General features: G+C 63.3%; 27 protein-coding genes and 1 tRNA gene. 26 read left to right on the top strand and 2 right to left on the bottom strand.

Going from position 1 to position 22,300, the window contains the following annotated elements; all coding sequences use genetic code 11:
- The first annotated feature begins 30 nt into the window (after positions 1 to 30).
- From ACX12D_RS17885 to ACX12D_RS17795, 19 genes are all read left to right on the top strand, one after another.
- Entirely contained in the window at positions 31 to 801 is a 771-nt protein-coding gene (locus ACX12D_RS17885; protein WP_416050396.1) for an ABC transporter permease, read from the top strand.
- Positions 802 to 886: 85 nt separating this feature from the next.
- Positions 887 to 1,144, top strand: a complete 258-nt coding sequence (locus tag ACX12D_RS17880) for a BolA family protein (protein WP_043352389.1) — start codon at positions 887 to 889, stop codon at positions 1,142 to 1,144.
- Between the two features lie 210 nt (positions 1,145 to 1,354).
- Positions 1,355 to 2,605: a UDP-N-acetylglucosamine 1-carboxyvinyltransferase gene (murA, locus tag ACX12D_RS17875; RefSeq protein WP_459372157.1), complete on the top strand. Its 1,251-nt coding sequence runs from the start codon at positions 1,355 to 1,357 to the stop codon at positions 2,603 to 2,605.
- Positions 2,606 to 2,631: 26 nt separating this feature from the next.
- Positions 2,632 to 3,294: an ATP phosphoribosyltransferase gene (gene hisG, locus ACX12D_RS17870; protein WP_150985708.1), complete on the top strand. Its 663-nt coding sequence runs from the start codon at positions 2,632 to 2,634 to the stop codon at positions 3,292 to 3,294.
- A gap of 33 nt (positions 3,295 to 3,327) precedes the next feature.
- Positions 3,328 to 4,665: a histidinol dehydrogenase gene (gene hisD, locus ACX12D_RS17865; RefSeq protein ID WP_459372156.1), complete on the top strand. Its 1,338-nt coding sequence runs from the start codon at positions 3,328 to 3,330 to the stop codon at positions 4,663 to 4,665.
- Positions 4,666 to 4,752: 87 nt separating this feature from the next.
- Positions 4,753 to 5,853, top strand: a complete 1,101-nt coding sequence (gene hisC / locus ACX12D_RS17860) for a histidinol-phosphate transaminase (RefSeq protein ID WP_459372154.1) — start codon at positions 4,753 to 4,755, stop codon at positions 5,851 to 5,853.
- Between the two features lie 4 nt (positions 5,854 to 5,857).
- Positions 5,858 to 6,451 carry an imidazoleglycerol-phosphate dehydratase HisB gene (gene hisB, locus ACX12D_RS17855; RefSeq protein WP_006159655.1) on the top strand — a complete coding sequence of 198 codons (594 nt, stop codon included), beginning with the start codon at positions 5,858 to 5,860 and terminating at the stop codon, positions 6,449 to 6,451.
- A 122-nt stretch (positions 6,452 to 6,573) separates the two neighbouring features.
- Positions 6,574 to 7,197 carry a YchE family NAAT transporter gene (locus ACX12D_RS17850; RefSeq protein ID WP_035870676.1) on the top strand — a complete coding sequence of 208 codons (624 nt, stop codon included), beginning with the start codon at positions 6,574 to 6,576 and terminating at the stop codon, positions 7,195 to 7,197.
- Positions 7,194 to 7,847, top strand: coding sequence for an imidazole glycerol phosphate synthase subunit HisH (gene hisH, locus ACX12D_RS17845; protein WP_441637830.1), 654 nt, complete (start codon positions 7,194 to 7,196; stop codon positions 7,845 to 7,847). Before ACX12D_RS17850 ends, hisH begins: the two co-directional genes overlap by 4 nt.
- Positions 7,848 to 7,936: 89 nt before the next feature.
- The gene (hisA, locus tag ACX12D_RS17840) at positions 7,937 to 8,683 is read left to right on the top strand and encodes a 1-(5-phosphoribosyl)-5-[(5-phosphoribosylamino)methylideneamino]imidazole-4-carboxamide isomerase (protein ID WP_006159658.1); all 747 of its coding nucleotides are present in this window, start codon (positions 7,937 to 7,939) and stop codon (positions 8,681 to 8,683) included.
- A 78-nt stretch (positions 8,684 to 8,761) separates the two neighbouring features.
- Positions 8,762 to 9,532 (top strand): imidazole glycerol phosphate synthase subunit HisF, encoded by a 771-nt coding sequence (gene hisF, locus ACX12D_RS17835; protein WP_174424913.1) that lies wholly within the window; start codon positions 8,762 to 8,764, stop codon positions 9,530 to 9,532.
- A gap of 15 nt (positions 9,533 to 9,547) precedes the next feature.
- On the top strand, positions 9,548 to 9,955 hold the full coding sequence (gene hisI / locus ACX12D_RS17830) for a phosphoribosyl-AMP cyclohydrolase (RefSeq protein WP_043350207.1): 408 nt from the start codon (positions 9,548 to 9,550) through the stop codon (positions 9,953 to 9,955).
- Positions 9,952 to 10,332 (top strand): phosphoribosyl-ATP diphosphatase, encoded by a 381-nt coding sequence (locus tag ACX12D_RS17825; RefSeq protein WP_459372152.1) that lies wholly within the window; start codon positions 9,952 to 9,954, stop codon positions 10,330 to 10,332. Before hisI ends, ACX12D_RS17825 begins: the two co-directional genes overlap by 4 nt.
- A gap of 60 nt (positions 10,333 to 10,392) precedes the next feature.
- Positions 10,393 to 10,767, top strand: coding sequence for a DUF4870 family protein (locus ACX12D_RS17820; protein WP_459374054.1), 375 nt, complete (start codon positions 10,393 to 10,395; stop codon positions 10,765 to 10,767).
- Positions 10,768 to 10,849: 82 nt separating this feature from the next.
- Positions 10,850 to 11,206 carry a histidine triad nucleotide-binding protein gene (locus ACX12D_RS17815; protein WP_459372151.1) on the top strand — a complete coding sequence of 119 codons (357 nt, stop codon included), beginning with the start codon at positions 10,850 to 10,852 and terminating at the stop codon, positions 11,204 to 11,206.
- Between the two features lie 163 nt (positions 11,207 to 11,369).
- Positions 11,370 to 11,606: a Sec-independent protein translocase subunit TatA gene (gene tatA / locus ACX12D_RS17810; protein WP_043350196.1), complete on the top strand. Its 237-nt coding sequence runs from the start codon at positions 11,370 to 11,372 to the stop codon at positions 11,604 to 11,606.
- Between the two features lie 151 nt (positions 11,607 to 11,757).
- On the top strand, positions 11,758 to 12,267 hold the full coding sequence (gene tatB, locus ACX12D_RS17805; RefSeq protein WP_459372150.1) for a Sec-independent protein translocase protein TatB: 510 nt from the start codon (positions 11,758 to 11,760) through the stop codon (positions 12,265 to 12,267).
- A gap of 130 nt (positions 12,268 to 12,397) precedes the next feature.
- A complete protein-coding gene (gene tatC / locus ACX12D_RS17800) occupies positions 12,398 to 13,195 on the top strand; it encodes a twin-arginine translocase subunit TatC (protein WP_150985700.1) in 798 nt (265 codons plus the stop codon).
- A 246-nt stretch (positions 13,196 to 13,441) separates the two neighbouring features.
- The gene (locus ACX12D_RS17795) at positions 13,442 to 14,533 is read left to right on the top strand and encodes a porin (RefSeq protein WP_459372149.1); all 1,092 of its coding nucleotides are present in this window, start codon (positions 13,442 to 13,444) and stop codon (positions 14,531 to 14,533) included.
- Positions 14,534 to 15,008: 475 nt separating this feature from the next.
- On the opposite strand, the gene ACX12D_RS17790 is transcribed toward ACX12D_RS17795, so the two are convergent.
- A complete protein-coding gene (locus ACX12D_RS17790) occupies positions 15,009 to 16,202 on the bottom strand; it encodes a Do family serine endopeptidase (protein WP_459372148.1) in 1,194 nt (397 codons plus the stop codon).
- A gap of 19 nt (positions 16,203 to 16,221) precedes the next feature.
- Here ACX12D_RS17790 and ACX12D_RS17785 point away from each other — a divergent pair, with 19 nt between their 5' ends.
- Entirely contained in the window at positions 16,222 to 16,968 is a 747-nt protein-coding gene (locus tag ACX12D_RS17785) for a Nif3-like dinuclear metal center hexameric protein (RefSeq protein WP_043352388.1), read from the top strand.
- A 54-nt stretch (positions 16,969 to 17,022) separates the two neighbouring features.
- Here ACX12D_RS17785 and mscL read toward each other — a convergent pair whose 3' ends face one another.
- Positions 17,023 to 17,454: a large conductance mechanosensitive channel protein MscL gene (gene mscL, locus ACX12D_RS17780; RefSeq protein ID WP_459374053.1), complete on the bottom strand. Its 432-nt coding sequence runs from the start codon at positions 17,452 to 17,454 to the stop codon at positions 17,023 to 17,025.
- Between the two features lie 212 nt (positions 17,455 to 17,666).
- Between mscL and petA the strand changes: the two genes are divergently transcribed.
- From petA to ACX12D_RS17750, 6 genes are all read left to right on the top strand, one after another.
- Positions 17,667 to 18,284, top strand: coding sequence for a ubiquinol-cytochrome c reductase iron-sulfur subunit (gene petA / locus ACX12D_RS17775; protein ID WP_267604528.1), 618 nt, complete (start codon positions 17,667 to 17,669; stop codon positions 18,282 to 18,284).
- A 2-nt stretch (positions 18,285 to 18,286) separates the two neighbouring features.
- Positions 18,287 to 19,690 (top strand): cytochrome b, encoded by a 1,404-nt coding sequence (locus ACX12D_RS17770; RefSeq protein WP_441637817.1) that lies wholly within the window; start codon positions 18,287 to 18,289, stop codon positions 19,688 to 19,690.
- A 37-nt stretch (positions 19,691 to 19,727) separates the two neighbouring features.
- Positions 19,728 to 20,471 carry a cytochrome c1 gene (locus ACX12D_RS17765; RefSeq protein WP_441637815.1) on the top strand — a complete coding sequence of 248 codons (744 nt, stop codon included), beginning with the start codon at positions 19,728 to 19,730 and terminating at the stop codon, positions 20,469 to 20,471.
- Between the two features lie 259 nt (positions 20,472 to 20,730).
- On the top strand, positions 20,731 to 21,342 hold the full coding sequence (locus ACX12D_RS17760) for a glutathione S-transferase N-terminal domain-containing protein (RefSeq protein ID WP_006159674.1): 612 nt from the start codon (positions 20,731 to 20,733) through the stop codon (positions 21,340 to 21,342).
- A gap of 63 nt (positions 21,343 to 21,405) precedes the next feature.
- Positions 21,406 to 21,903: a ClpXP protease specificity-enhancing factor gene (locus tag ACX12D_RS17755; protein WP_441637812.1), complete on the top strand. Its 498-nt coding sequence runs from the start codon at positions 21,406 to 21,408 to the stop codon at positions 21,901 to 21,903.
- A gap of 61 nt (positions 21,904 to 21,964) precedes the next feature.
- Positions 21,965 to 22,040: transfer RNA gene (locus ACX12D_RS17750), tRNA-Thr, on the top strand.
- Positions 22,041 to 22,300: the final 260 nt, after the last annotated feature.

The raw sequence follows: 22,300 nt of genomic DNA, 5'->3' as shown, positions 1-22,300 counted from the left end.
CAAGACGCCATCAACACCCACCTTGCGCCGATGGCGGTGGGGGGGCTGGTGGGCTTTCGCACGCTGCTCTACAAGGAAGTGCTGCGTTTCTGGAAGGTCAGCTTCCAGACCGTGGCGGCACCGGTGCTCACCGCGATCCTGTACCTGCTGATCTTCGGCCACGTGCTTGAGAACCGGGTGAAGGTGTACGACCAGATCAGCTATACCGCGTTCCTGGTGCCGGGGCTGGTGATGATGAGCGTGCTGCAGAACGCCTTCGCCAATAGTTCGTCGTCGCTGATCCAGTCCAAAATCACCGGCAACCTGGTGTTCATCATGCTGCCGCCGCTGTCGCACTGGGAAATGTTCGGCGCCTATGTGGTGGCGTCCATCGTGCGCGGCCTGGCCGTGGGCCTGGGCGTGTTGCTGGTGACGGCCTGGTTCGCCAACCTGCATTTCGCCAACATTGCGTGGATCCTGGTGTTTGCCGTGCTGGGGGCGGCGATCCTTGGCACGCTGGGGCTGATCGCCGGGATCTGGGCCGAGAAATTCGACCAGCTCGCGGCCTTCCAGAACTTCCTGATCATGCCGGCCACCTTCTTGTCCGGCGTGTTTTATTCGATCCACTCGCTGCCTCCCTTCTGGCAGGCGGTGTCGCACGCCAATCCGTTCTTCTACATGATCGACGGCTTCCGCTATGGCTTTTTTGGCGTCTCCGACGTGGCGCCGGCCTTCAGCCTCGCAGTCGTGGGTACGGCCTTCGTGGTGCTTGCCACGGTCGCGCTGCAGCTGCTCAAGAGCGGCTACAAGCTGCGCCACTGAACGCTACCCACAAGAAAGAGCAGAACGCCAAGAGCCCATCTATCTGGATCCGGAACCGCAAGCGAATCAACGCGAAAAGACCACCATGCTGCCTACACCCCAACAAGTCAGTGACTACATCGCCCAAGGGCTGTCCTGCGAACACCTGGAAGTGGAGGGCGACGGCCAGCACTTCTTTGCCACCATCGTCAGCGCCCAGTTCGACGGCAAGCGCCTGATCCAGCGGCACCAGCAGGTCTATGCCGCGCTGGGCGACCGCATGCGCGCCGAGATCCACGCACTGTCGATGAAGACGCTGACGCCGGCCGAATGGCAGGCGCAGGCGGGCGAGGGCAAGCAGTAAGCTAAGCGCCAGGACAAGGCGGACTCGCACGAATAAATACGGACCAACAAGCTGGCCGCCCGACAGGCCGGACATGACAATCAGGGTTCGCGCCACGCGCGCGGCGGCCCACGGGTATCAGATGCTGCGGCGGCGCGCCTTGACGCACTGCCACGGACCGTAATGAAACATGCCGGACGCCAGCGGGCGGCCGGCCGGAATTGAAAGAACATGGACAAACTCGAGATCCAGGGCAATGGCCCGCTGCGAGGCGAGATCCGCGTATCCGGCGCCAAGAACGCCGCGCTGCCGATCCTGTGCGCGGGGCTGCTTAGCGCCGACACCATCTCGCTCGACAACGTTCCCAGGTTGCAGGACGTGGATACCACGCTCAAGCTGCTGCGCCAGATGGGCATGAAGGCCGAGCAGGACGGCACGCGCGTGACGCTCAACGGCGCCGACGTCAACTCGCCCGAGGCTCCCTACGAGCTGGTCAAGACCATGCGCGCATCCATCCTGGTGCTGGGCCCGCTGGTGGCACGCTTTGGCGAAGCGCGCGTGTCGTTGCCCGGCGGCTGCGCCATTGGCGCGCGCCCGGTCGACCAGCACATCAAGGGCCTGCAGGCCATGGGCGCCGAGATCAGCATCGAGCACGGCTTCATCCATGCCCGCGCCAAGCGCCTGAAGGGCGCGCGCGTGGTGACCGACATGATCACCGTGACCGGCACCGAGAACCTGCTGATGGCCGCCACGCTGGCCGACGGCGAGACCGTGCTCGAGAACGCCGCGCGTGAGCCCGAAGTGACCGACCTGGCCAACCTGCTGGTCAAGATGGGGGCCCGCATCGAGGGCATCGGCACCGACCGTCTTGTCATCCAGGGCGTGGATCGCCTGCATGGCGCCAGCCATGCCGTGATCGCCGACCGCATCGAGGCCGGCACCTTCCTGTGCGCGGCCGCCGCGACGCTGGGCGATGTGGTGCTGCGCGGCGTGTCGCCGCACATCCTGGACACGGTGCTCGACAAGCTGCGCGAAGCCGGCGCCGCCATCGAGGCCGGCGAAGACTGGATCCACCTGACGATGGCCCAGCGCGCGCAGTCGGTGAGCTTCCGTACCTCCGAATACCCGGCTTTCCCGACCGACATGCAGGCGCAGTTCATGGCGCTGAACAGTGTGGCCGGCGGCGTGGCCCGCATTACCGAAACCATCTTCGAGAACCGCTTCATGCACGTGCAGGAGCTGAGCCGGCTGGGCGCCGACATCACGGTCGAAGGCAATACCGCGGTGGTCACCGGCGTGCCCCGGCTGTCGGGCGCCAAGGTGATGGCGACCGACCTGCGCGCCTCCGCCAGCCTGGTGATCGCCGGCCTGGTGGCCGAGGGCGAAACCGTGATCGACCGCATCTATCACCTTGACCGTGGCTATGACCGCATGGAAGACAAGCTGTCGGCCGTGGGCGCCAAGATCCGCCGCATCGCCTGAGCGCACGAAAAGATAAAAGGACGCAGATGAGCCCCTCCCCGACCCAGTTGACGCTGGCCCTCTCCAAGGGCCGGATCTTCACCGAAACCATGCCGCTGCTCGAGGCGGCCGGCATCCATGTCACCGAGGATCCGGAAACCTCGCGCAAGCTGATCCTGCCCACCTCCGATCCGGACGTGCGCGTCATCATCGTGCGCGCCTCCGATGTGCCGACCTACGTGCAATACGGCGCGGCCGACTTCGGCGTGGCCGGCAAGGACGTGCTGATGGAACACGGCATGGCCGGGCTCTACGCGCCGATCGACCTGAATATCGCCAAATGCCGCATGTCGGTTGCGACCTCGGCGGGCTTCGACTACGCCAGCGCGGTGCGCCAGGGCGCGCGGCTGGCCGTGGCTACCAAATATGTGCAGACCGCGCGCGAGCACTTCGCCAAGAAGGGCGTGCACGTGGACCTGATCAAGCTGTACGGCTCGATGGAACTCGGGCCGCTGGTGGGCCTGGCCGACGCCATCGTCGACCTGGTCAGCACCGGCGGGACCTTGCGCGCCAACAACCTGGTCGAAGTGGAAGAGATCGTGCAGATATCGTCGCGCCTGGTGGTCAACCAGGCTGCCCTCAAACTCAAGCGTGAGCGGCTTGCCCCGATTCTCGACGCGTTTGAACGGGCCTCCGCCGCGCTGGCCTGACGCCGCGCGAGAAAGAGCCTGGGGAATGGAGTCATGAACGAAAATTCTATGGAAAACCTCGAAATCCGCCGGCTGGATTCAACCGAGCAGGGCTTTGCCGCCGAGCTGCGCAAGGTGCTGGCGTTCGAAGCCGGTGAAGACGATGCCATCGATCGCGCCGTGGCGCAGATCCTTGCCGATGTGAAAGCGCGCGGCGACGCCGCGGTGCTGGAGTACACGCAGCGCTTCGACCGCGTCGACGCCAGCTCCATGGCCGCGCTGGAGATCTCGCCGGCCAAGCTCGAAGCCGCGCTCGACGAGCTCGAGCCCAAGCGCCGCGCCGCGCTGGAAACCGCGGCGGCGCGCGTGCGCGCCTACCACGAGAAGCAAAAGATCGAGTGCGGCAGCCACAGCTGGGAATACACCGAGTCCGACGGCACCGTGCTGGGACAGAAGGTGACTCCGCTGGACCGCGTCGGCATCTATGTGCCGGGCGGCAAGGCGGCGTATCCGTCGTCCGTGCTGATGAACGCCATCCCCGCGCGCGTGGCCGGCGTCAAGGAAGTCATCATGGTCGTGCCCACGCCGGGCGGCGTGCGCAATGAACTGGTGCTGGCCGCGGCGCAGATCGCCGGCGTGGACCGCGTGTTCACCATTGGCGGCGCGCAGGCGGTTGGCGCGCTGGCTTACGGCACGGGCTCGCTGCCCCAGGTCGACAAGATCGTCGGCCCGGGCAACGCCTACGTGGCGGCGGCCAAGCGCCGCGTGTTCGGCACCGTCGGCATCGACATGATCGCCGGCCCGTCCGAGATCCTGGTGATCTGCGACGGCACCACCGATCCGGACTGGGTGGCGATGGACCTGTTCTCGCAGGCCGAGCACGATGAGCTCGCGCAATCCATCCTGCTGTGCCCGGACTCGAATTACCTGGCCCAGGTGGAAGAAAGCATCCACCGCCAGCTTGACTCCATGCCTCGCCGCGATGTCATCCGTGCCTCGCTGTCCGGGCGCGGCGCGCTGATCCGGGTACGCGACATGGACGAGGCCTGCGAGATCGCCAACGCGATCGCGCCGGAGCACCTGGAGATTTCCGCCGAAAACCCGCGCCACTGGGCCGAGAAGATCCGCCACGCCGGCGCGATCTTCCTGGGCCGCTATACCAGCGAGTCGCTGGGCGACTACTGTGCCGGGCCCAACCACGTGCTGCCGACCTCGCGCACCGCGCGCTTCTCGTCGCCGCTGGGCGTGTACGACTTCCAGAAGCGCTCCAGCCTGATCGAAGTGAGCGAGCAGGGCGCCCAGATGCTGGGCCAGATCGCCGCCGAGCTGGCCTACGGCGAGGGTTTGCAGGCCCACGCCCGCAGCGCCGAGTATCGCCTCAGGCGTAACTGAGGCACAGCGGCCGGGTTCCGGTTTTCTCGGCGCCCGGCCGGATTGCAGCAATCAGCACCGACAACCACCGACCAAAGAGGTAATCCAATGTCCGTAGTGCAAGCTTCCCTGATCGAACGCATCATCCGTGACGACGTACGCGCCATGGGCGCCTACCATGTGCCGGATTCGCACGGTCTGGTGAAGCTGGACGCGATGGAGAACCCCTACCAGCTGCCCGACGCCCTGCGCGCCAAGCTGGCCGCGCGGCTGGCCGAGGTGGCGCTGAACCGTTATCCGGTGCCGAGCAGCGAAGTGCTGCGCGCGCGCCTGAAGACGGTCATGGACGTGCCAGCGGGCATGGACGTGCTGCTGGGCAACGGCTCGGACGAGATCATCAGCATGTTGTCGCTGGCCGCCGCCAAGCCGGGCGCCAAGGTGCTGGCACCGGTGCCGGGCTTCGTCATGTACGCCATGTCCGCCCAGTTCGCCGGGCTGGAATTCGTCGGCGTGCCGCTCAAGGCGGATTTCACGCTTGACCGGGCTGCCATGCTCGCGTCCATGGCAGAGCACCAGCCGGCCATCATTTACCTGGCCTACCCCAACAATCCCACCGGCAACCTGTTCGATGCGGATGACATGGAAGCCATCGTGCGCGCCGCCCAGGGCGAGGCCTGCCAGAGCCTGGTGGTGGTCGACGAGGCCTACCAGCCGTTCGCCCAGGACACCTGGATGCCGCGCCTGGCCGAGTTCGGCAACCTGCTGGTGATGCGCACCGTGTCCAAGCTGGGCCTGGCCGGCATCCGGCTGGGCTACCTGGCCGGCGCGCCGGCCTGGCTTTCGCAGATCGACAAGGTGCGCCCGCCGTACAACGTCAATGTGCTGACCGAAGCCACCGCGCTGTTCGTGCTGGAGCATGTCGACGTGCTGGACCAGCAGGCTGCGCAACTGCGCGCCGAGCGCACCACCGTGGCCAGCGCCCTGGCTGCCTTGCCGGGCGTGACGGTCTACCCGAGCGCCGCCAATTTCCTGCTGGTGCGTGTCGACGATTCCGCTCGTGTGTTCGACGGGGTGCTCGCGCGCAAGGTTTTGATCAAGAACGTGGGTAAAATGCACCCATTGCTGGCCAACTGTCTGCGCGTCACGGTCAGCACTCCCGAAGAGAACGCGCAATTTCTCGCTGCCTTCCAGGCGGCGTTGCAGGATTAACACCATGCGTGTTGCAGAGGTCACCCGCAATACTTCGGAAACGCAAATTCGCGTTTCGCTGAATCTCGATGGCACCGGCCGCCAGAAACTGGCCTCCGGCGTGCCGTTCCTCGACCACATGCTGGACCAGATCGCCCGCCATGGCATGTTCGACCTCGAGGTCGAAGCCAGCGGCGACACCCATATCGATGACCACCACACGGTGGAAGACGTTGGCATCGCGCTCGGCCAGGCCGTTGCCAAGGCCATTGGCGACAAGAAGGGCATCACCCGCTACGGCCACAGCTATGTGCCGCTGGACGAATGCCTGTCGCGCGTCGTGATCGACTTCTCCGGCCGCCCGGGCCTGGAGTTCCACGTGCCGTTTACCCGCGCGCGGGTGGGCAGCTTCGACGTGGACCTGACCATCGAGTTCTTCCGCGGGTTCGTCAACCATGCCGCGGTGACGCTGCATATCGACAACCTGCGCGGCATCAATGCCCACCATCAATGCGAAACCGTGTTCAAGGCCTTCGGCCGCGCGCTGCGCATGGCGGTGGAAATGGATCCGCGCGCCGGCAACACGATTCCGTCGACCAAGGGCACCCTCGTCGGCTGAGCCTTAGCGGCGTCCACCAGCCTCGCATGGCGGCGCGTTCTGCGCCGCCGGCGGCAAATTTCCGATCAATGTGGTGCCGATGCGGCACCAACGCGGCATTAGCGCGACATTAGCCCAACCCGATGGATACGCTTAAGTCGTTCATCTCGCTGCTGGCGCTGATCAACCCGATCGGGGCCATCCCGTTCTTCATCAGCCTGACTACCCAGCAGACCGAAGAAGAAAAGCGGCATACCATCAAGATCGCGTCGATCTCGGTGGCGACGGTAGTGGGCATTTCCGCCTTGCTGGGCCAGCAGATCATTGAGTTCTTCAATATCTCGGTGGCCTCGCTCCAGGTCGGCGGTGGCCTCATCATGATCATGATGGCGATGAACATGCTGAACGCCCAGACCGGCCGTACCAAGGCGACGCCCGAGGAAGAGGACGAGGCGGAAGCCAAGGCCAGCATCGCGGTGGTGCCGCTGGCGCTGCCCTTGCTGACCGGGCCCGGCTCGATCAGCACGGTCATCGTCTATGCCGGCAAGACCCAGCACTGGTACCAGTTGCTGATTTTGGTCGGAATTGGGATCGCGCTTGGCGCAGTGGTATATATAGTATTCCGCGCGGCGGACCCGATCGCGCGCGTGATCGGCCGCACTGGCATCAATATCGGCACGCGCCTGATGGGACTGATCCTATCGGCGCTGGCCGTGGAATTCATTGTGGACGGGCTTAAGACATTGTTGCCTGTTTTGAAATCATGACTACCATAGCAATTGTGGATTACGGCATGGGCAACCTGCGCTCGGTGGCGCAGGCCCTGCGTGCGGCGGCGCCCGAGGCGGACGTGCAGGTGGTGGACCAGCCCGAGGCGATCCGCGCGGCGGACCGCGTGGTGCTGCCCGGCCAGGGGGCGATGCCCGACTGCATGGGCGCGCTGGGCGCGTCCGGCTTGCAGCAGGCGGTGATCGAGGCCGCTGCCAGCAAGCCGATGATGGGCGTGTGCGTTGGCGAACAGATGCTGTTCGACTTCAGCAAGGAAAGTAGGGCGCAGGACGGCAGCACGCCTTGCCTGGGGCTGTTGCCCGGCGAGGTGATCCGCTTCGAGCTGGAGGGCATGACCCAGCCGGATGGCTCACGTTACAAGGTGCCGCAGATGGGCTGGAACCGGGTGCGGCAGGCGCGCTCCCATCCGCTGTGGGCTGGCATCCCCGATGAAAGCTGGTTCTATTTCGTGCATAGTTACTACGTGCATGCGCAGGATCCGGCGCATATCGCCGGCGAAACCGACTACGGTGTCTTATTTACGAGCGCGGTAGCGCGCGATAATATTTTTGCCACGCAGTTCCACCCGGAAAAGAGCGCCGCCATGGGCTTGCAGTTGTACCGGAACTTCGTGCATTGGAATCCCTGAACCTCGATAGCGGCTTTTTCGGGACCGAGTTGGCCGGCCACGGTGGCTAGCTCAATTTTCTCTTTCACTCAATCACGCTCGTCACACTTATGTTGCTCATTCCGGCCATCGACCTGAAGGACGGTCAATGTGTACGCCTTAAACAAGGCGACATGGACCAGGCCACCGTCTTTTCCGAAGATCCCGCCGCCATGGCACGTCACTGGGTGGAGCAGGGCGCACGGCGCCTGCACCTGGTCGACCTCAATGGTGCGTTCGTGGGCAAGCCCCGCAATGAAGCTGCCATCAAGGCCATCATCGCCGAGGTGGGCGATGAGATCCCGATCCAGCTCGGCGGCGGCATCCGCGACCTGAACACCATCGAGCGCTGGCTCGACGGCGGCCTGTCGTACGTGATCATCGGCACGGCCGCGGTCAAGAATCCCGGGTTCCTCAAGGATGCCTGCACGGCGTTCGGCGGCCATATCATCGTCGGCCTGGACGCTCGCGAAGGCAAGGTTGCCACCGACGGCTGGAGCAAGCTGACCGGCCACGAAGTCGCAGATCTCGCGCGCAAGTACGAGGACTACGGCGTGGAAGCCATCATCTACACCGACATCGGCCGCGACGGCATGCTGCAGGGCATCAATATCGATGCCACCGTCAAGCTGGCACAGTCGGCGACGATTCCGGTGATCGCCAGCGGCGGGCTGTCCAACCTGGCCGATATCGAACGCCTGTGCAGTGTGCAAAAGGATGGTGTCGAGGGCGTCATCTGCGGCCGCGCGATCTATTCGGGCGACCTCAATTTCGCCGAAGCCCAGGCGCTTGCCGACAAGCTCGGCGCCGAGCAGTAAGACAACGCGCCTCGCGCGCGACAATTGCAGCCACCGGCGCCGCGCATGCGCGCAGCGCCGTGGCGGGCAAGGAATCTCATGCTAGCCAAACGTATCATCCCCTGCCTCGACGTGACCAACGGGCGGGTGGTCAAGGGTGTCAACTTCGTCGAATTGCGCGACGCGGGCGACCCGGTCGAGATCGCCCGCCGTTACGACGAACAGGGTGCCGATGAAATCACTTTTCTTGACATCACCGCGACCAGCGACGGCCGCGACCTGATCCTGCACATCATCGAGGCGGTGGCCTCCCAGGTCTTCATCCCGCTGACGGTGGGTGGCGGCGTGCGCGCCGTGGAAGACGTGCGGCGCCTGCTCAATGCCGGCGCGGACAAGATCAGCGTCAACTCCTCGGCCATTGCGAACCCGCAACTGGTGTCGGACGCCACCGCGCGCTACGGGTCGCAGTGCATTGTGGTCGCGATCGACGCCAAACGCAGTTCCGCGCCCGGCGAGCCGGCGCGCTGGGAAGTCTTCACCCATGGCGGGCGCAAGGCCACTGGCCTGGACGCCGTGGCATGGGCGCGCGAGATGGCCGCGCGCGGCGCCGGCGAGCTGCTGCTAACCAGCATGGACCGCGACGGCACCAAAAGCGGCTTCGACCTCGAGCTCACGCGGGCTGTCAGCGACGCGGTGTCCGTGCCGGTGATCGCCTCGGGTGGCGTGGGCGGCCTGAAGGACCTGGCCGACGGCATCAAGCTGGGGCACGCCGACGCGGTGCTGGCCGCCAGCATCTTCCACTACGGCGAGCACACCGTTGGCGAAGCAAAGGCATTCATGGCCCGCGAGGGCATTCCGGTGCGAATCTGAACACGGCGAACCGACATGGCAAAGAAGTGGCTCAACAAGGTTAAGTGGGACGACAACGGCCTGGTGCCGGTGATCGTCCAGGAAGTCGGCTCGAACGACGTGCTGATGTTCGCGTTCATGAACCGCGAAGCGCTGCAGCGCACTGCGGAGATCGGCGAGGCCGTGTTCTGGTCGCGCTCGCGCAAGCGCCTGTGGCACAAAGGCGAGGAATCCGGCCACGTGCAGAAGGTGCACGAGATGCGCCTGGATTGCGACGAAGACGTGGTCCTGCTCAAGGTCACCCAGAACGACGGCATCGCCTGCCACACCGGGCGCCACTCCTGCTTCTTCCAGAAGTTCGAGGGCGACGCCGAGAGCGGAGACTGGCAGACCGTCGAGCCCGTGCTCAAGGATCCGTCCACCATCTACGCGGCCAAGCCATGAGCGAACAACACTTGAGCAGCGCGGACGTGCTGGCCCGCCTGGCCGCCGTGCTGGAGTCGCGCAAGCCGGAGAACGGCGGCGACCCTGACAAGTCTTACGTGGCACGCCTGTTCCACAAGGGTGACGACGCCATCCTGAAGAAGATCGGCGAGGAAGCCACCGAGACCGTGATGGCCGCCAAGGATGCGCGCGCTGCCGGCCTGGGTCCGGAGGCGATTGGCAAGGTGGTGTACGAGGTGGCCGATCTCTGGTTCCACAGCATGGTGCTGCTCGCCCGTTTCGGCCTGAAGCCGGCCGACGTGGTCAACGAGCTGGCTCGCCGCGAAGGCCTGTCTGGCCTCGAGGAAAAAGCCCAGCGCAAGGCCGACGGCAGTTGAATGACCGCGCCGGCCCCGCCGGCAACCCGCAACTACGAGCCGCTTTCAGGAGCAACGACGATGGGGGATGTGATCACCGCTGACAACGACCGGCTCGCTAGCCTGCGCAAGCTGACGCACATTCTTTATGCCCTGTACGCCATTTTCTGGCTGACTGGCGGCATCACCGCGCTGATCGCCATCGTGGTCGGGTACGTCAAGCGCGACGACACCCGGGGCACCCTCTACGCCTCCCACTTTGCCTGGCAGATCCGCTCCTTCTGGTGGTCGGTGGCGTGGGCCGTTCTGGGCGGCGCGCTGTTTGCCACGGTGTTCTTGATACCGCTGGCCTTTGCGGTATGGGGCGTGCTGTCCCTGTGGATGTTGTATCGTATCGTCAAGGGCTGGCTCTACCTGAACGACAGCAAGCCGATGTACCCGGATCAGCGTTTCTGATGTTTCTGACGGGATCCCGGCGGGACCCCGACGGGTTCGCGGCGAAATCGCAGCCTGATTTGCTGCGCGCAATGAAATTTTCATGAATTCACCGCACAATTGCCTCTTCTGCCGGATCGTGGCCGGCCAGCTGCCGTCGCGCAAGGTGTATGAAGACGACGAAATGCTGGCTTTCCACGATATCCACCCGAAAGCCCCGGTACACTTCCTGCTCATTCCCAAGGTGCATGTCGATTCGCTGGCCGATTGCGGACCCGGCGAAGGCGCGGTGCTTGCTAAAATGATGTTGAAAGTGCCGGAGTTGGCGCGCGCGGAAGGCTGTGGCAATGGTTTCCGGACGGTAATCAATACCGGCCCGGATGGCGGACAGGAGGTGTACCACCTCCATCTGCATGTGCTTGGCGGCCCGCGCAGCCAGTGGAAGGTGCCGCTGCCTTAAAACTGGCTTCAAGCCAGCCTGGCAGCCAGCCCATGCAGGACCGCGGGCCACGTGGCCTTCGGTCAGATGCCGTGCCGGCAACCGTCGCCCGGCATGGCCTTCAGTGACGGAACAACAAGCCGGGATGGCAAGGCGCCGCCCCAGGCTTCATCAGGAGCAGAAAATGGGTTCGTTTAGCATTTGGCACTGGCTCATCGTGCTGGTGATCGTCATGCTGGTCTTTGGCACCAAGAAGCTGCGCAATATCGGCCAGGACCTCGGTGGCGCCGTGAAGGGCTTCAAGGACGGCATGAAGGATGCCAACGGGAACCCCGCTGACGCGCCGGACGCGCCCGCCAAGGAGTTGCGCGACACCACCACCATCGACGTCGAAGCCAAGGAAAAGTCGCGCCAGCAGTAAGCGCGATTCCATCCTTGTCAGCACGCCCGATGTCTTTCCTCCTGGCAGCAATGCCTTGCCGGCCACGTTCGCTTTGCCACGCTTGCCTGCGTGACGATCTGCGCGCTGGCCGGGGCGGCCGTTGTTACGGCCTCATCCTCTCGAACCTCGCATGATCGATCTCGGCATTTCCAAGCTTGCACTGATCGGCGCGGTGGCGCTGGTGGTGATCGGTCCCGAGCGGCTGCCGAAGGTGGCGCGCACGGTCGGCGCACTGGTCGGCCGCGCGCAGCGCTATATCAATGATGTGAAGGCAGAAGTCAGCCGCGAGGTCGAGCTCGACGAACTGCGCAAGATGCGCACGGAGTTCGAGGATGCCGCGCGCGATGTCGAGCGCACCATCCACAAGGAAGTGCACGAGCACGGCCAGGCCCTGAACGATGCGCTGACCGGCACCGATTCCGGCACGCAGGCAGGGGCAAGCCCGGCCGGCGGCTACGTGCCTTCCTGGGACGCGGCGCACAAGCCCCGCAACGGCCGCAAGAGCTGGCGCGTCAAGCAAGGCGCGCAGCCCCTGTGGTACAAGCGCCAGCACAATGTACGCGTTTGGGCGCAATCCGGCGCCGCGCGCGTCAAGCGCCACCGTCCCGCCACCGGTCCCGCTCGCTCTTTCTTCGAGTGAGCATGAAGGGGCTTGTCCACACGCCGGTATCCGGCCGGCCACCGCTGTCGTGCGTTCCGACTTGCGCGCCGTGCCGTTGTATCGCCACTGATTCCTCGATGCCAGCCATCCCGGCTGAGCGGTCCACGCCATGAGCGACTCTCGTTCCCAAGATCCCCAAGACCCGCAAGACGATGGTCCGCAGGAAACCTTCATCTCTCACCTGGTGGAGTTGCGCTCGCGTATCGTCAAGGCCGCATCGGGGGTGATCCTGGTGTTCGTCAGCCTGGTCTACTGGGCGCCGAACATTTACAACCTCTTTGCCAGGCCGCTGATGGAGTCCCTGCCCAAGGGCGGCAGGATGATCGTCACCGACGTCACCGGCTCCTTCTTCGTGCCGATGAAGGTGACGCTGCTGGTAGCCTTCCTGATAGCGCTGCCCTGGGTGCTCTACCAGATATGGCAGTTCGTCGCGCCCGGCTTGTACCAGCATGAGAAGCGATTGATCGTGCCGCTGGTGAGCAGCAGCTACATCCTGTTTATCTGCGGCGTGGCGTTTGCTTATTTCCTCGTGTTTCCCACGGTGTTCCATTTCATGGCGCACTACAACGCGCCGCTGGGGGCCGAGATGTCGACCGACATCGACAAATACCTCAGCTTCGCCATGACCATGTTCCTGGCCTTCGGCATTACCTTCGAGGTGCCGGTGGTCGTGATCGTGCTGGTGCGCTTCGGCGTGGTCGAGCTGGAGAAGCTCAAGCAGATTCGCCCCTATGTGATCGTCGGCGCCTTCGTGATTGCCGCCGTGGTGACGCCCCCCGATGTGCTGTCCCAGCTGCTGCTGGCGGTGCCTTTGATTGCGCTCTATGAACTGGGGCTGATCATGGCGCGATTCACCACAAAGCCCGTTGCAGCGGACGCCGCAGCCAGCGAAGCCCAGCCGGATTGACGGCCGGACAGAATGGCGAGAACAAGGCTTGGCGCCGTAACTTTTGCACCAAAATGGTGAAAAACGTCGTCCATGCTGTTGCGACATCACAACAAAATGTGTCCGTAACCATGGTTAACGATGAAAAAGCCTTCTAGCGGCCGGGGGCGCTGACCCATAATACGCAACAGACGTGAAGGTAAATGCGTCGCCCAAGCACTTGGGCAAGCCAAGATTTCCCAATCAGTTGACAAGGAAAGTGTCGATATGAAGATGAAACTGTTTGCAGCCGCTGTAGCTGCCCTGGCCGCTGGTGGTGCGTATGCCCAATCGAGCGTGACCCTGTACGGCGTGGTTGACGCTGGTATTGAATACACCAACAAGAACCAAAGCACTACCGGCAACCACAACCTGTTTGCCTTGCAGTCGGGCAACCAGTCCGGTTCGCGTTGGGGCCTGCGTGGCGTCGAAGATCTGGGCGGCGGTCTGAAGGGCATTTTTGTCCTGGAAAGCGGCTTCAACGTTGACAACGGTACGTCGGGTCAAGGCAACCGCCTGTTTGGCCGTAACGCCTACGTTGGCCTGCAGAACCAGTACGGCACCCTGACCCTGGGCCGTCAGCAGACCACGTTCTATGACTTCGGCCTGCTGTATGACCCGATGGCCATTTCGACCCGTTACTCGATCACCGCACAGGGTACGGAATTCGCTTCGCGTGCTGACAATGCGATCAAGTACACCGGCACGTTCGGTGGCCTGACCACTTCGGCCTTCTACAGCTTCAACAACAACAACCAAGAAGTTGCTGGCAACTTCACCAACGGTCGCGAGTACGGCTTCCTGGCAAGCTACGCCGCAGGCCCGTTCTCGGTTGGTGCTGCTTATGACCAGTCGAACAAGTCGTCGGCAGGCGTGCTCACCGACAATCAGCTGATCCGTCGCGCTACCATCGCTGGTACCTACGCTTTCGGTCCGGCCAAGCTCTACGCTGGTTACCGTTATGCCAAGGCATTCAACAACGCGAGCCTGCCGGGTGCTGCTGGCGCGCAGAACACTGCCTCGAACCTGGGTTGGGTTGGTCTCGGCTACCAGCTGACCCCGGCTCTGTCGCTGTCGGGCTCCGCTTACTACCAGAACCTGCGTAACGCCAAGGCTAACCCGTGGCAGTTCGTGACGACCGCCGACTACGCGCTGTCGAAGCGTACCGACGTGTACGCATCGGCTACGTACATCCTGAACAAGGGTGCCAACTCGGCTCTGAGCGTGAATGGTTTCAACGACACGCTCACGTCCGGTCCGCTCGTCCAAACTGGTGGCAATCAGTTCGGCGGCGTGGTTGGTGTTCGCCACAAGTTCTAATTTAGCGCAGGCGTAAGCCTGCTCCAGATTGGCTTGAACTCAAAGCGCCGGCATCCGTAAGGATGCCGGCGCTTTGTTTTGTGCGGCTGGCGGCGGCTTCGCCATGGGGCAACTAGGGTGTTCGTGACTTGGCGTTTCAAGTCATGGCGCAGTATCGTCTCAGTCGTGATTTGCGGCGTCGCCATCCGTTCCGACGCCGCACGGACCGCTGCGGTGGACGTCGAGGCGGTCGGTCTTGCCTTGCGCCGTCAGCGCACGCGCCAGCCATGCTGGCCCGAGGCCGTCATGGCGTTCATCTCTCGCGTTGCTTGTTCCTTCATCCGAGCGGCTCGTCCTGGCTCGGCTGGGCGCCGAACCATGTTGCGGGATTGCCTTGCGCAGCACTGAGCACGCCGGTGTTTTATTGGCAACAAAAACCCCGCCACAAAGGGCGGGGTCGGGTTAGGCAGCGTGTTGTCCGGGAATGCAATGCTGGCTACTCTTCCTCATCCAGCGGCAGGGCACGGCGCGGCGGCGGTGGCCGCTTGCCGATCATCACCGTCAGCTCGGTGGGCTTGCCTCGGCGCACAACCTTCATCTTTGCCTCGGCGCCTGGCTTGAGCTGGGCGATGGCGTTGAGCAGGGCGGTGGTGTCAGTAATGCTCTGTCCACCCACTGACACCAGCACGTCGCCCGGCTTCACGCCGGCCTTGTCCGCCGGGCCGCCTTGGACCACGGCCGCAATCAGCGCGCCTTCCTTGGCCTCGAGGCCGAATGACTCGGCAATCTCGGGGGTCATGTCCTGGGGCTCCACGCCGATCCAGCCGCGCGTCACGGAGCCGGTCGAGATGATGGATTCCATCACTTGCTTGGCCGTGGACACCGGAATGGCGAAGCCGATGCCCAGCGAGCCGCCGGAGCGCGAATAAATGGCCGTGTTGACGCCCAGCAGGTTGCCCTGCGCGTCGACCAGTGCGCCGCCAGAGTTACCTGGGTTGATCGCCGCGTCGGTCTGGATGAAGTTCTCGAAGGTGTTGATGCCCAGGTGGCTGCGGCCCAGCGCCGAGACAATGCCCATGGTGACGGTCTGGCCGACGCCGAAGGGGTTGCCGATGGCCAGCACCACGTCGCCTACCTTGACGTTCTCGATACGCCCCAGCGTGATCGCCGGCAGGTCCTTGAGCGTGATCTTGAGCACGGCCAGGTCGGTTTCCGGGTCCGATCCCACGACCTTGGCGTTGGCCTTGCGGCCATCGGTCAGGGCGACCTCGATCTCATCGGCGCCGTCCACCACGTGGTGGTTGGTTAGAATGTAGCCTTCCGCGCTGACGATGACGCCCGAGCCAAGGCTGGACACCGGCTCCTGCCGCTCCGGCAGGCGATCGCCAAAGAAGAAGCGGAACCAGGGGTCTTCTGCCTGCGGATTGGGCGTTTGCTTATTGCCGTTCTTGCTGGTGAAGATGTTGACCACCGCGGGCATCGCCTGCTGGGCCGCCTCGCTGTAGGAGCCCGGCGCGGAGGAGCCGGCCACATTGGGGACGACTTCCTTCAGCGCAACGATGGGCGAACCGGATTGCACGGCCACCCGGCCGCGCTGCAGCCATTCGGGTTTGAGCGTGGCCACGACGAACCACACTGCCAGCACAACGGTGACAGCCTGAGCAAAGAACAGCCAAAAGCGGCGCAACATATTGGATTTTGGGCAGGATATGAAAACAAAAGATCTTGAATTGTACTTGAACGACCTGCTTCAAGTGCCTCGATACAAAGACTATTGCCCGAACGGATGGCAAGTGCAAGGCCGCCCCGAGGTGGAGCACATCGCCACCGGCGTGACCGCGAGCCTGGCCCTGGTCGAAGCCGCCATCGAGGCCGGCGCCGATGCCATCCTGGTCCATCACGGCTACTTCTGGAAAAACGAGGATGCCCGAGTGATCGGGCAAAAGCACGCGCGTTTGAAGCGGTTGCTGGGCGCTGACGTGAACCTGCTCGCCTATCACCTGCCGCTCGACGACCATCCCGAGTTTGGCAACAACGCGCAGCTAGGCTTGCAGCTCGGCTTCACCCCCACCGGGCGCTTCGGAGACGGCCAGCTTGGCTGGACCGGCACTTTGCCGCAATCCATGCCGCTAGCCGCGCTGGCCGCCCATGTGGGTGGCGTGCTCAACCGCGAGCCGCTTGCCATCGGCGACCCTGAGCAGATGATCCGCACCGTGGGCTGGTGCACCGGCGGCGCCCAGGGCTACTTCGACGCGGCGGTGGCAGCCGGCGTGGATGCCTACCTGAGCGGCGAGGTCTCGGAGCAGACCACCCATCTGGCGCGCGAGAGCGGTGTGGCCTACCTGGCGGCGGGGCATCACGCCACCGAGCGCTATGGCATCCAGTCGCTCGGCGAACACCTGGCGCAGCAATTCGGCCTGCGCCATACCTTTATCGATATTCCCAACCCGGTTTGATTCCGGGCGGATGCCGCGAGCCCGGCGTGGTGGCGGGCCCCGCCTGGCATTGCCTCAGGGCTGGCGTGCCTTCAGGCTGTCGCGGATCTCGCGCAGCAGCACCACGTCCTCGGGCGTGGCGGCCGGTGCCGGCGGCGGTTCGGCGGCACGCATCTTCATGATGGCGCGCACCATCATGAAGATGATGAAAGCCAGAATGACGAAATTGACCAGAATAGTCAGGAAATTCCCATAGGCAAATACGGGAACGCCGGCTTTCTTAAGGGCGTCGAGCGTGTGCGGCACGCCCGCCGGCGGCTCGGATAGCACCACGAAAAGGTTAGAGAAGTCGAGTTTGCCAATAATGCGGCCCACCACCGGCATGATCAGGTCATTCACCACGGAATCGACAATCTTGCCAAACGCGGCGCCGATAATCACACCGACTGCCAGGTCGACCACATTGCCCCGCATTGCGAAGGCCTTGAACTCCGACATCATCCCCATGCTTTTCTCCCAGTGTTGCTTTCGTTGAACGGTCGTCAGGATAAAAGCCTGCCCCATCACCGCCTGTAACGCAAGCGTACAGGCCACATCGCCCTTTTTGTGGCCGATTATCGTACGTCGCGCAATCACCGTGCGCCTTTCAATGCCACATGTGCCTAAGGTACAATTTACGGTTGACGCAAAATCTAATTTGACATCCCCTGGGGTTTGGAATGAGTGACCAGCAAAACGTGAAGAACGTGGATAAGGGTCGCCGCAATTGGTTGATTGCGACGTCAGTCGCTGGCGGCATCGGAGGCGTGGCGGTAGCGGTTCCGTTCGTCAGTACGTTTGCGCCGTCAGAGAAGGCAAAGGCCGCCGGAGCCCCGGTAGAAGCCGACATCAGTGCCCTGAAATCGGGCGAGATGATGACCGTTGAATGGCGCGGCAAACCAGTCTGGATCCTGAAGCGCACCGAGGAAATGCTCGCGTCGCTGAAGAAAACCGATGCCGAAGTCGCCGACCCCAACTCGGACGTTCCCTTCACCATGAAGACGCCCGAGTACTGCAAGAACGAAACCCGTTCCCGCGCAGAACACAAAGATTTGCTGGTCGTGGTGGGCATCTGCTCCCACCTGGGCTGCTCGCCCTCCGGCCCCTTCGGCTCCGGCTCCAATCCCCAGCTCGGCTCCGATCCCGGTTTCCTCTGTCCCTGCCACGGCTCGACGTTCGACCTCGCTGGCCGCGTGTTCAAGAACAAGCCGGCTCCGCAAAACCTCGACGTACCCCCGTACCAGTTCCTGTCCGACACCAAGATCGTGATCGGCAAGGATGAAAAAGGAGACGCTTGACCATGGCGGCCGAAAAACAAGTAAAGACGACCGGCCTGCTTGGCTGGATCGACGCACGCTTTCCCGCAACCCAACTTTGGGAAGATCATCTTTCCAAGTACTACGCACCGAAGAACTTCAACTTCTGGTACTTCTTCGGCTCGCTCGCCCTGCTGGTGCTGGTCATCCAGATCGTCACGGGCATCTTCCTGGTGATGAACTACAAGCCGGACGGCACGCTCAACGCCGCCGGCATTCCCGTGGCTTACGCCAGCGTGGAGTACATCATGCGCGAGGTGCCCTGGGGCTGGCTGGTGCGCTACATGCACTCCACCGGCGCTTCGGCCTTCTTCGTGGTGGTGTACCTGCATATGTTCCGTGGCCTGCTGTACGGCTCGTACCGCAAGCCGCGTGAGCTGGTCTGGGTCTTCGGCTGCCTGATCTTCCTGTGCCTGATGGCAGAAGCCTTCATGGGCTACCTGCTGCCCTGGGGCCAGATGTCGTACTGGGGCGCCCAGGTGATCGTGAACCTGTTCTCGGCCATCCCCGTGATCGGCGGCGACCTGTCGCTGTTCATCCGCGGCGACTATGTGGTGAGCGACGCGACCCTGAACCGCTTCTTCTCCTTCCACGTCATCGCCGTGCCGCTGGTGCTGCTGGGCCTGGTGGTCGCGCACATCATCGCGCTGCACGAAGTGGGCTCGAACAACCCGGATGGCGTCGAGATCAAGGCCAAGAAGGACGAGAACGGCGTGCCGCTGGACGGCATCCCCTTCCACCCGTACTACTCGGTGCACGACCTGATGGGCGTGGGCGGCTTCCTGATGATCTTCTCCGCGGTGATCTTCTTCTTCCCGGAGATGGGCGGTTACTTCCTGGAGTCGAACAACTTCGTCCCGGCCGATCCGCTCAAGACCCCGCCGCATATCGCGCCGGTCTGGTACTTCACGCCGTTTTACTCGATGCTGCGCGCCACCACCTCGAACTTCCTGCCGATCCTGTGGGTGTTCTTCGCGGTGCTGCTTGGCCTGGTGTTCCTGCGTAGCAAGGACGCCCGCATCAAGGTTGGCGCGCTTGCCATCGCCGTGATCCTGGCCGTGGGCTTCTACTTCATCGACGCGAAGTTCTGGGGCGTGCTGGTGATGGGCGGCTCGGTCGTGATCCTGTTCTTCCTGCCGTGGCTGGACCACTCGCCGGTGAAATCGATCCGCTATCGCCCGTCCTTCCACAAGAGCATTCTCGTCGTGTTCGTGGTGGTGTTCATCGTGCTGGGCTACCTTGGCGTACAGCCTCCGTCGCCGGTGGGTGAAAAGGTGTCGCAGCTGGGAACCCTGCTGTACTTCGCCTTCTTCCTGACCATGCCGCTGTGGAGCCGAGTCGGCCAGTTCAAGCAAGTGCCGGAACGTGTCACGTTCCACCCGCACTGAGCCCGGACTTACCCCGACAAGAGCACAAGGACAAAAGATGAAAAAGCTGCTTTCGATTCTCGCGCTGGCCGGCGCCTGCTTTGCCGCCGCGCCCGCCATGGCCAACGAAGGGGGCTACCCCCTCGAGCCGGCGCCCGTGCAAACCAGCGATCTTTCCTCGCTGCAGCGCGGCGCCAAGCTGTTCGTCAACTACTGCCTGAACTGCCACGGCGCGTCCATGATGCGGTACAACCGCCTCAAGGACATCGGCCTGACCGACGACCAGATCCGCCAGAACCTGCTGTTCTCCGGTGAGAAGGTGGGCGACATGATGACCATCGCCATGCCGCCGAAGGATGCCAAGGCTTTCTTTGGCGCCACGCCGCCGGACCTGTCGGTGATCGCCCGCGCCCGCGGCGACGACTGGCTGTACACCTACCTGCGTACCTTCTACCGTGACGACAACCGCGCCACGGGCTGGAACAACCTGGTGTTCCCGAGCGTCGGCATGCCGCACGTGCTGTGGGAGCTGCAAGGCCAGCGCGCCGCCAAGTTCGTCGAGGTGGAAGAGCACGGCGAGAAGGTGCACAAGTTTGCCGGCTTCGAGCAGCTCACTCCGGGCAAGATGAGCACGCTCGAGTATGACCAGGCCACGAGCGACCTGGTTGGCTTCCTGGACTGGATGGCGGAACCCGCGCAGAACCAGCGCAAGCGCCTGGGCGTCTGGGTGTTGATGTTCCTCGGCGTGTTCACCATCTTCGCCTGGCGCCTGAACGCTTCGTACTGGAAAGACATCAAGTAAAACGCGGTAAAGCCCTGGAAGACCCGCGGGTCTGATGGGGGAGAAGGGCTGGGGCGGGTGTTGTGCAGAGCAACCCCGCGCCAGCCCTTTTGCTTTATAGGCTGCAGGCGCAATGCTGGATGAATGTGCGTCAAAGCCGTCTTTATTGCGCATCGAATGCACTTAAATGTGCAGCAAGAATCTCTAATTTGCTTTCTCTATATCGGTTCTGCCAGAATACCGATCCAGCCAATCGACCCCGCATCAAAGGAATCCAACCATGATGGTGTTGTATTCGGGCACCACCTGCCCGTTCTCCCAACGTTGCCGCCTCGTCCTGTTCGAAAAGGGCATGGATTTCGAGATCCGTGACGTCGACCTGTTCAACAAGCCGGAAGACATTTCGGTCATGAACCCCTACGGCCAGGTGCCCATCCTGGTCGAGCGCGACCTGATCCTGTACGAGTCGAACATCATCAACGAGTACATCGACGAGCGCTTCCCGCACCCGCAGCTGATGCCGGCCGACCCGGTGCAGCGCGCCCGCGCCCGCCTGTTCCTGTTCAACTTCGAAAAGGAACTCTTCACGCACGTCTACGCCCTCGAAAACGAAAAGGGCAAGGCCGCCGAGAAGAACCACGAGCGCGCCCGCTCCGCCATCCGCGACCGTCTGACCCAGCTCGCGCCGATCTTCGTCAAGAACAAGTACATGCTTGGCGAAGAGTTCTCGATGCTCGACGTTGCCATCGCCCCGCTGCTGTGGCGCCTGGACCACTACGGTATCGAACTGTCGAAGAACGCCGCGCCGCTGCTCAAGTACGCCGAACGCATCTTCAGCCGCCCGGCCTACATCGAAGCGCTCACCCCGTCTGAAAAGGTGATGCGCCGCTAAACCGGCTCTGGCCCGAAGCGACAATCTCGCTTCGGGCCGCCGGACTGCGCCACTGGAAGCACAATGCCTGAAACCTCCACCAAGCCCTACCTGATCCGCGCCATCTACGAGTGGTGCACGGATAACGGCTTCACGCCGTACATCGCCGTCTTCGTCGACGCCAACACCAGCGTGCCGCGCGAGTTCGTCAAGAACAACGAGATCGTGCTTAACGTCAGCTTCGACGCCACCAGCGGCCTGGACATGGGCAACGAGTGGATCGGCTTCAGCGCCCGCTTTGGCGGCATCTCGCGCAAGATCGACGTGCCCATCGAAAACGTGCTCGCCATCTACGCGCGCGAAAACGGCCAGGGCATGGCCTTCCCCGTGGAACGCAGCGTGCCCGAGACCCAGGCAGCAACCGAGCGCGAGAACAACCCGCCACCCAAGCTGTCCTCGGTGGAAAGCGAGCCGTTGGTCACCGCGGAAGCCAACGAAGACCACAGCGGCGACGACGAACCCACGCCCCCGCCCGTGTCGCGCATTGGCGCGAAGAAACCTTCGCTGAAGGTAGTGAAGTAAGCACAGGAAGGCATCGTCAATTTGCGCCGCATGCAGTAGAATCGCGGTCTGCACCAAACATGCCGGCTTAGCTCATCAGGTAGAGCAGTTGATTTGTAATCATCAGGTGGCGGGTTCGAGTCCTGCAGCCGGCACCAGAATTTAAGAACGGGCTACGCAATTCGCGTAGCCCGTTTTGTTTTTTGGGCCGGACACCTTTCGCGCTGCCTCGAATACAACGGTTCCTGCGCCCGCCTTGCGCCCGTCATCCAACCCGAATACCTTACCCTGTCGCGAAACCCTGCAAGGTCTACCCACACCAGCCGACAACCTTACAGAGCCCTGGCTCTCCCGGTTTCGTCACCCCGACCGCAGCAAACCAAAAGGAACACATCCGTGAATCGGAAACTCGCACGCA

The sequence above is a fragment of the Cupriavidus sp. PET2-C1 genome (genome assembly GCF_054515855.1).
Note: the sequence above shows the minus strand (reverse complement) of the source record. Positions and strands in the feature narration are given on the sequence as shown.

Coding starts and splice junctions, on each gene's coding strand:
- ACX12D_RS17885 (WP_416050396.1), top strand. CDS start 31: ATGGCGGTGGGGGGGCTGGTGGGCTTTCGCACGCTGCTCTACAAGGAA.
- ACX12D_RS17880 (WP_043352389.1), top strand. CDS start 887: ATGCTGCCTACACCCCAACAAGTCAGTGACTACATCGCCCAAGGGCTG.
- murA (WP_459372157.1), top strand. CDS start 1,355: ATGGACAAACTCGAGATCCAGGGCAATGGCCCGCTGCGAGGCGAGATC.
- hisG (WP_150985708.1), top strand. CDS start 2,632: ATGAGCCCCTCCCCGACCCAGTTGACGCTGGCCCTCTCCAAGGGCCGG.
- hisD (WP_459372156.1), top strand. CDS start 3,328: ATGAACGAAAATTCTATGGAAAACCTCGAAATCCGCCGGCTGGATTCA.
- hisC (WP_459372154.1), top strand. CDS start 4,753: ATGTCCGTAGTGCAAGCTTCCCTGATCGAACGCATCATCCGTGACGAC.
- hisB (WP_006159655.1), top strand. CDS start 5,858: ATGCGTGTTGCAGAGGTCACCCGCAATACTTCGGAAACGCAAATTCGC.
- ACX12D_RS17850 (WP_035870676.1), top strand. CDS start 6,574: ATGGATACGCTTAAGTCGTTCATCTCGCTGCTGGCGCTGATCAACCCG.
- hisH (WP_441637830.1), top strand. CDS start 7,194: ATGACTACCATAGCAATTGTGGATTACGGCATGGGCAACCTGCGCTCG.
- hisA (WP_006159658.1), top strand. CDS start 7,937: ATGTTGCTCATTCCGGCCATCGACCTGAAGGACGGTCAATGTGTACGC.
- hisF (WP_174424913.1), top strand. CDS start 8,762: ATGCTAGCCAAACGTATCATCCCCTGCCTCGACGTGACCAACGGGCGG.
- hisI (WP_043350207.1), top strand. CDS start 9,548: ATGGCAAAGAAGTGGCTCAACAAGGTTAAGTGGGACGACAACGGCCTG.
- ACX12D_RS17825 (WP_459372152.1), top strand. CDS start 9,952: ATGAGCGAACAACACTTGAGCAGCGCGGACGTGCTGGCCCGCCTGGCC.
- ACX12D_RS17820 (WP_459374054.1), top strand. CDS start 10,393: ATGGGGGATGTGATCACCGCTGACAACGACCGGCTCGCTAGCCTGCGC.
- ACX12D_RS17815 (WP_459372151.1), top strand. CDS start 10,850: ATGAATTCACCGCACAATTGCCTCTTCTGCCGGATCGTGGCCGGCCAG.
- tatA (WP_043350196.1), top strand. CDS start 11,370: ATGGGTTCGTTTAGCATTTGGCACTGGCTCATCGTGCTGGTGATCGTC.
- tatB (WP_459372150.1), top strand. CDS start 11,758: ATGATCGATCTCGGCATTTCCAAGCTTGCACTGATCGGCGCGGTGGCG.
- tatC (WP_150985700.1), top strand. CDS start 12,398: ATGAGCGACTCTCGTTCCCAAGATCCCCAAGACCCGCAAGACGATGGT.
- ACX12D_RS17795 (WP_459372149.1), top strand. CDS start 13,442: ATGAAGATGAAACTGTTTGCAGCCGCTGTAGCTGCCCTGGCCGCTGGT.
- ACX12D_RS17790 (WP_459372148.1), bottom strand. CDS start 16,202: ATGTTGCGCCGCTTTTGGCTGTTCTTTGCTCAGGCTGTCACCGTTGTG.
- ACX12D_RS17785 (WP_043352388.1), top strand. CDS start 16,222: ATGAAAACAAAAGATCTTGAATTGTACTTGAACGACCTGCTTCAAGTG.
- mscL (WP_459374053.1), bottom strand. CDS start 17,454: ATGGGGATGATGTCGGAGTTCAAGGCCTTCGCAATGCGGGGCAATGTG.
- petA (WP_267604528.1), top strand. CDS start 17,667: ATGAGTGACCAGCAAAACGTGAAGAACGTGGATAAGGGTCGCCGCAAT.
- ACX12D_RS17770 (WP_441637817.1), top strand. CDS start 18,287: ATGGCGGCCGAAAAACAAGTAAAGACGACCGGCCTGCTTGGCTGGATC.
- ACX12D_RS17765 (WP_441637815.1), top strand. CDS start 19,728: ATGAAAAAGCTGCTTTCGATTCTCGCGCTGGCCGGCGCCTGCTTTGCC.
- ACX12D_RS17760 (WP_006159674.1), top strand. CDS start 20,731: ATGATGGTGTTGTATTCGGGCACCACCTGCCCGTTCTCCCAACGTTGC.
- ACX12D_RS17755 (WP_441637812.1), top strand. CDS start 21,406: ATGCCTGAAACCTCCACCAAGCCCTACCTGATCCGCGCCATCTACGAG.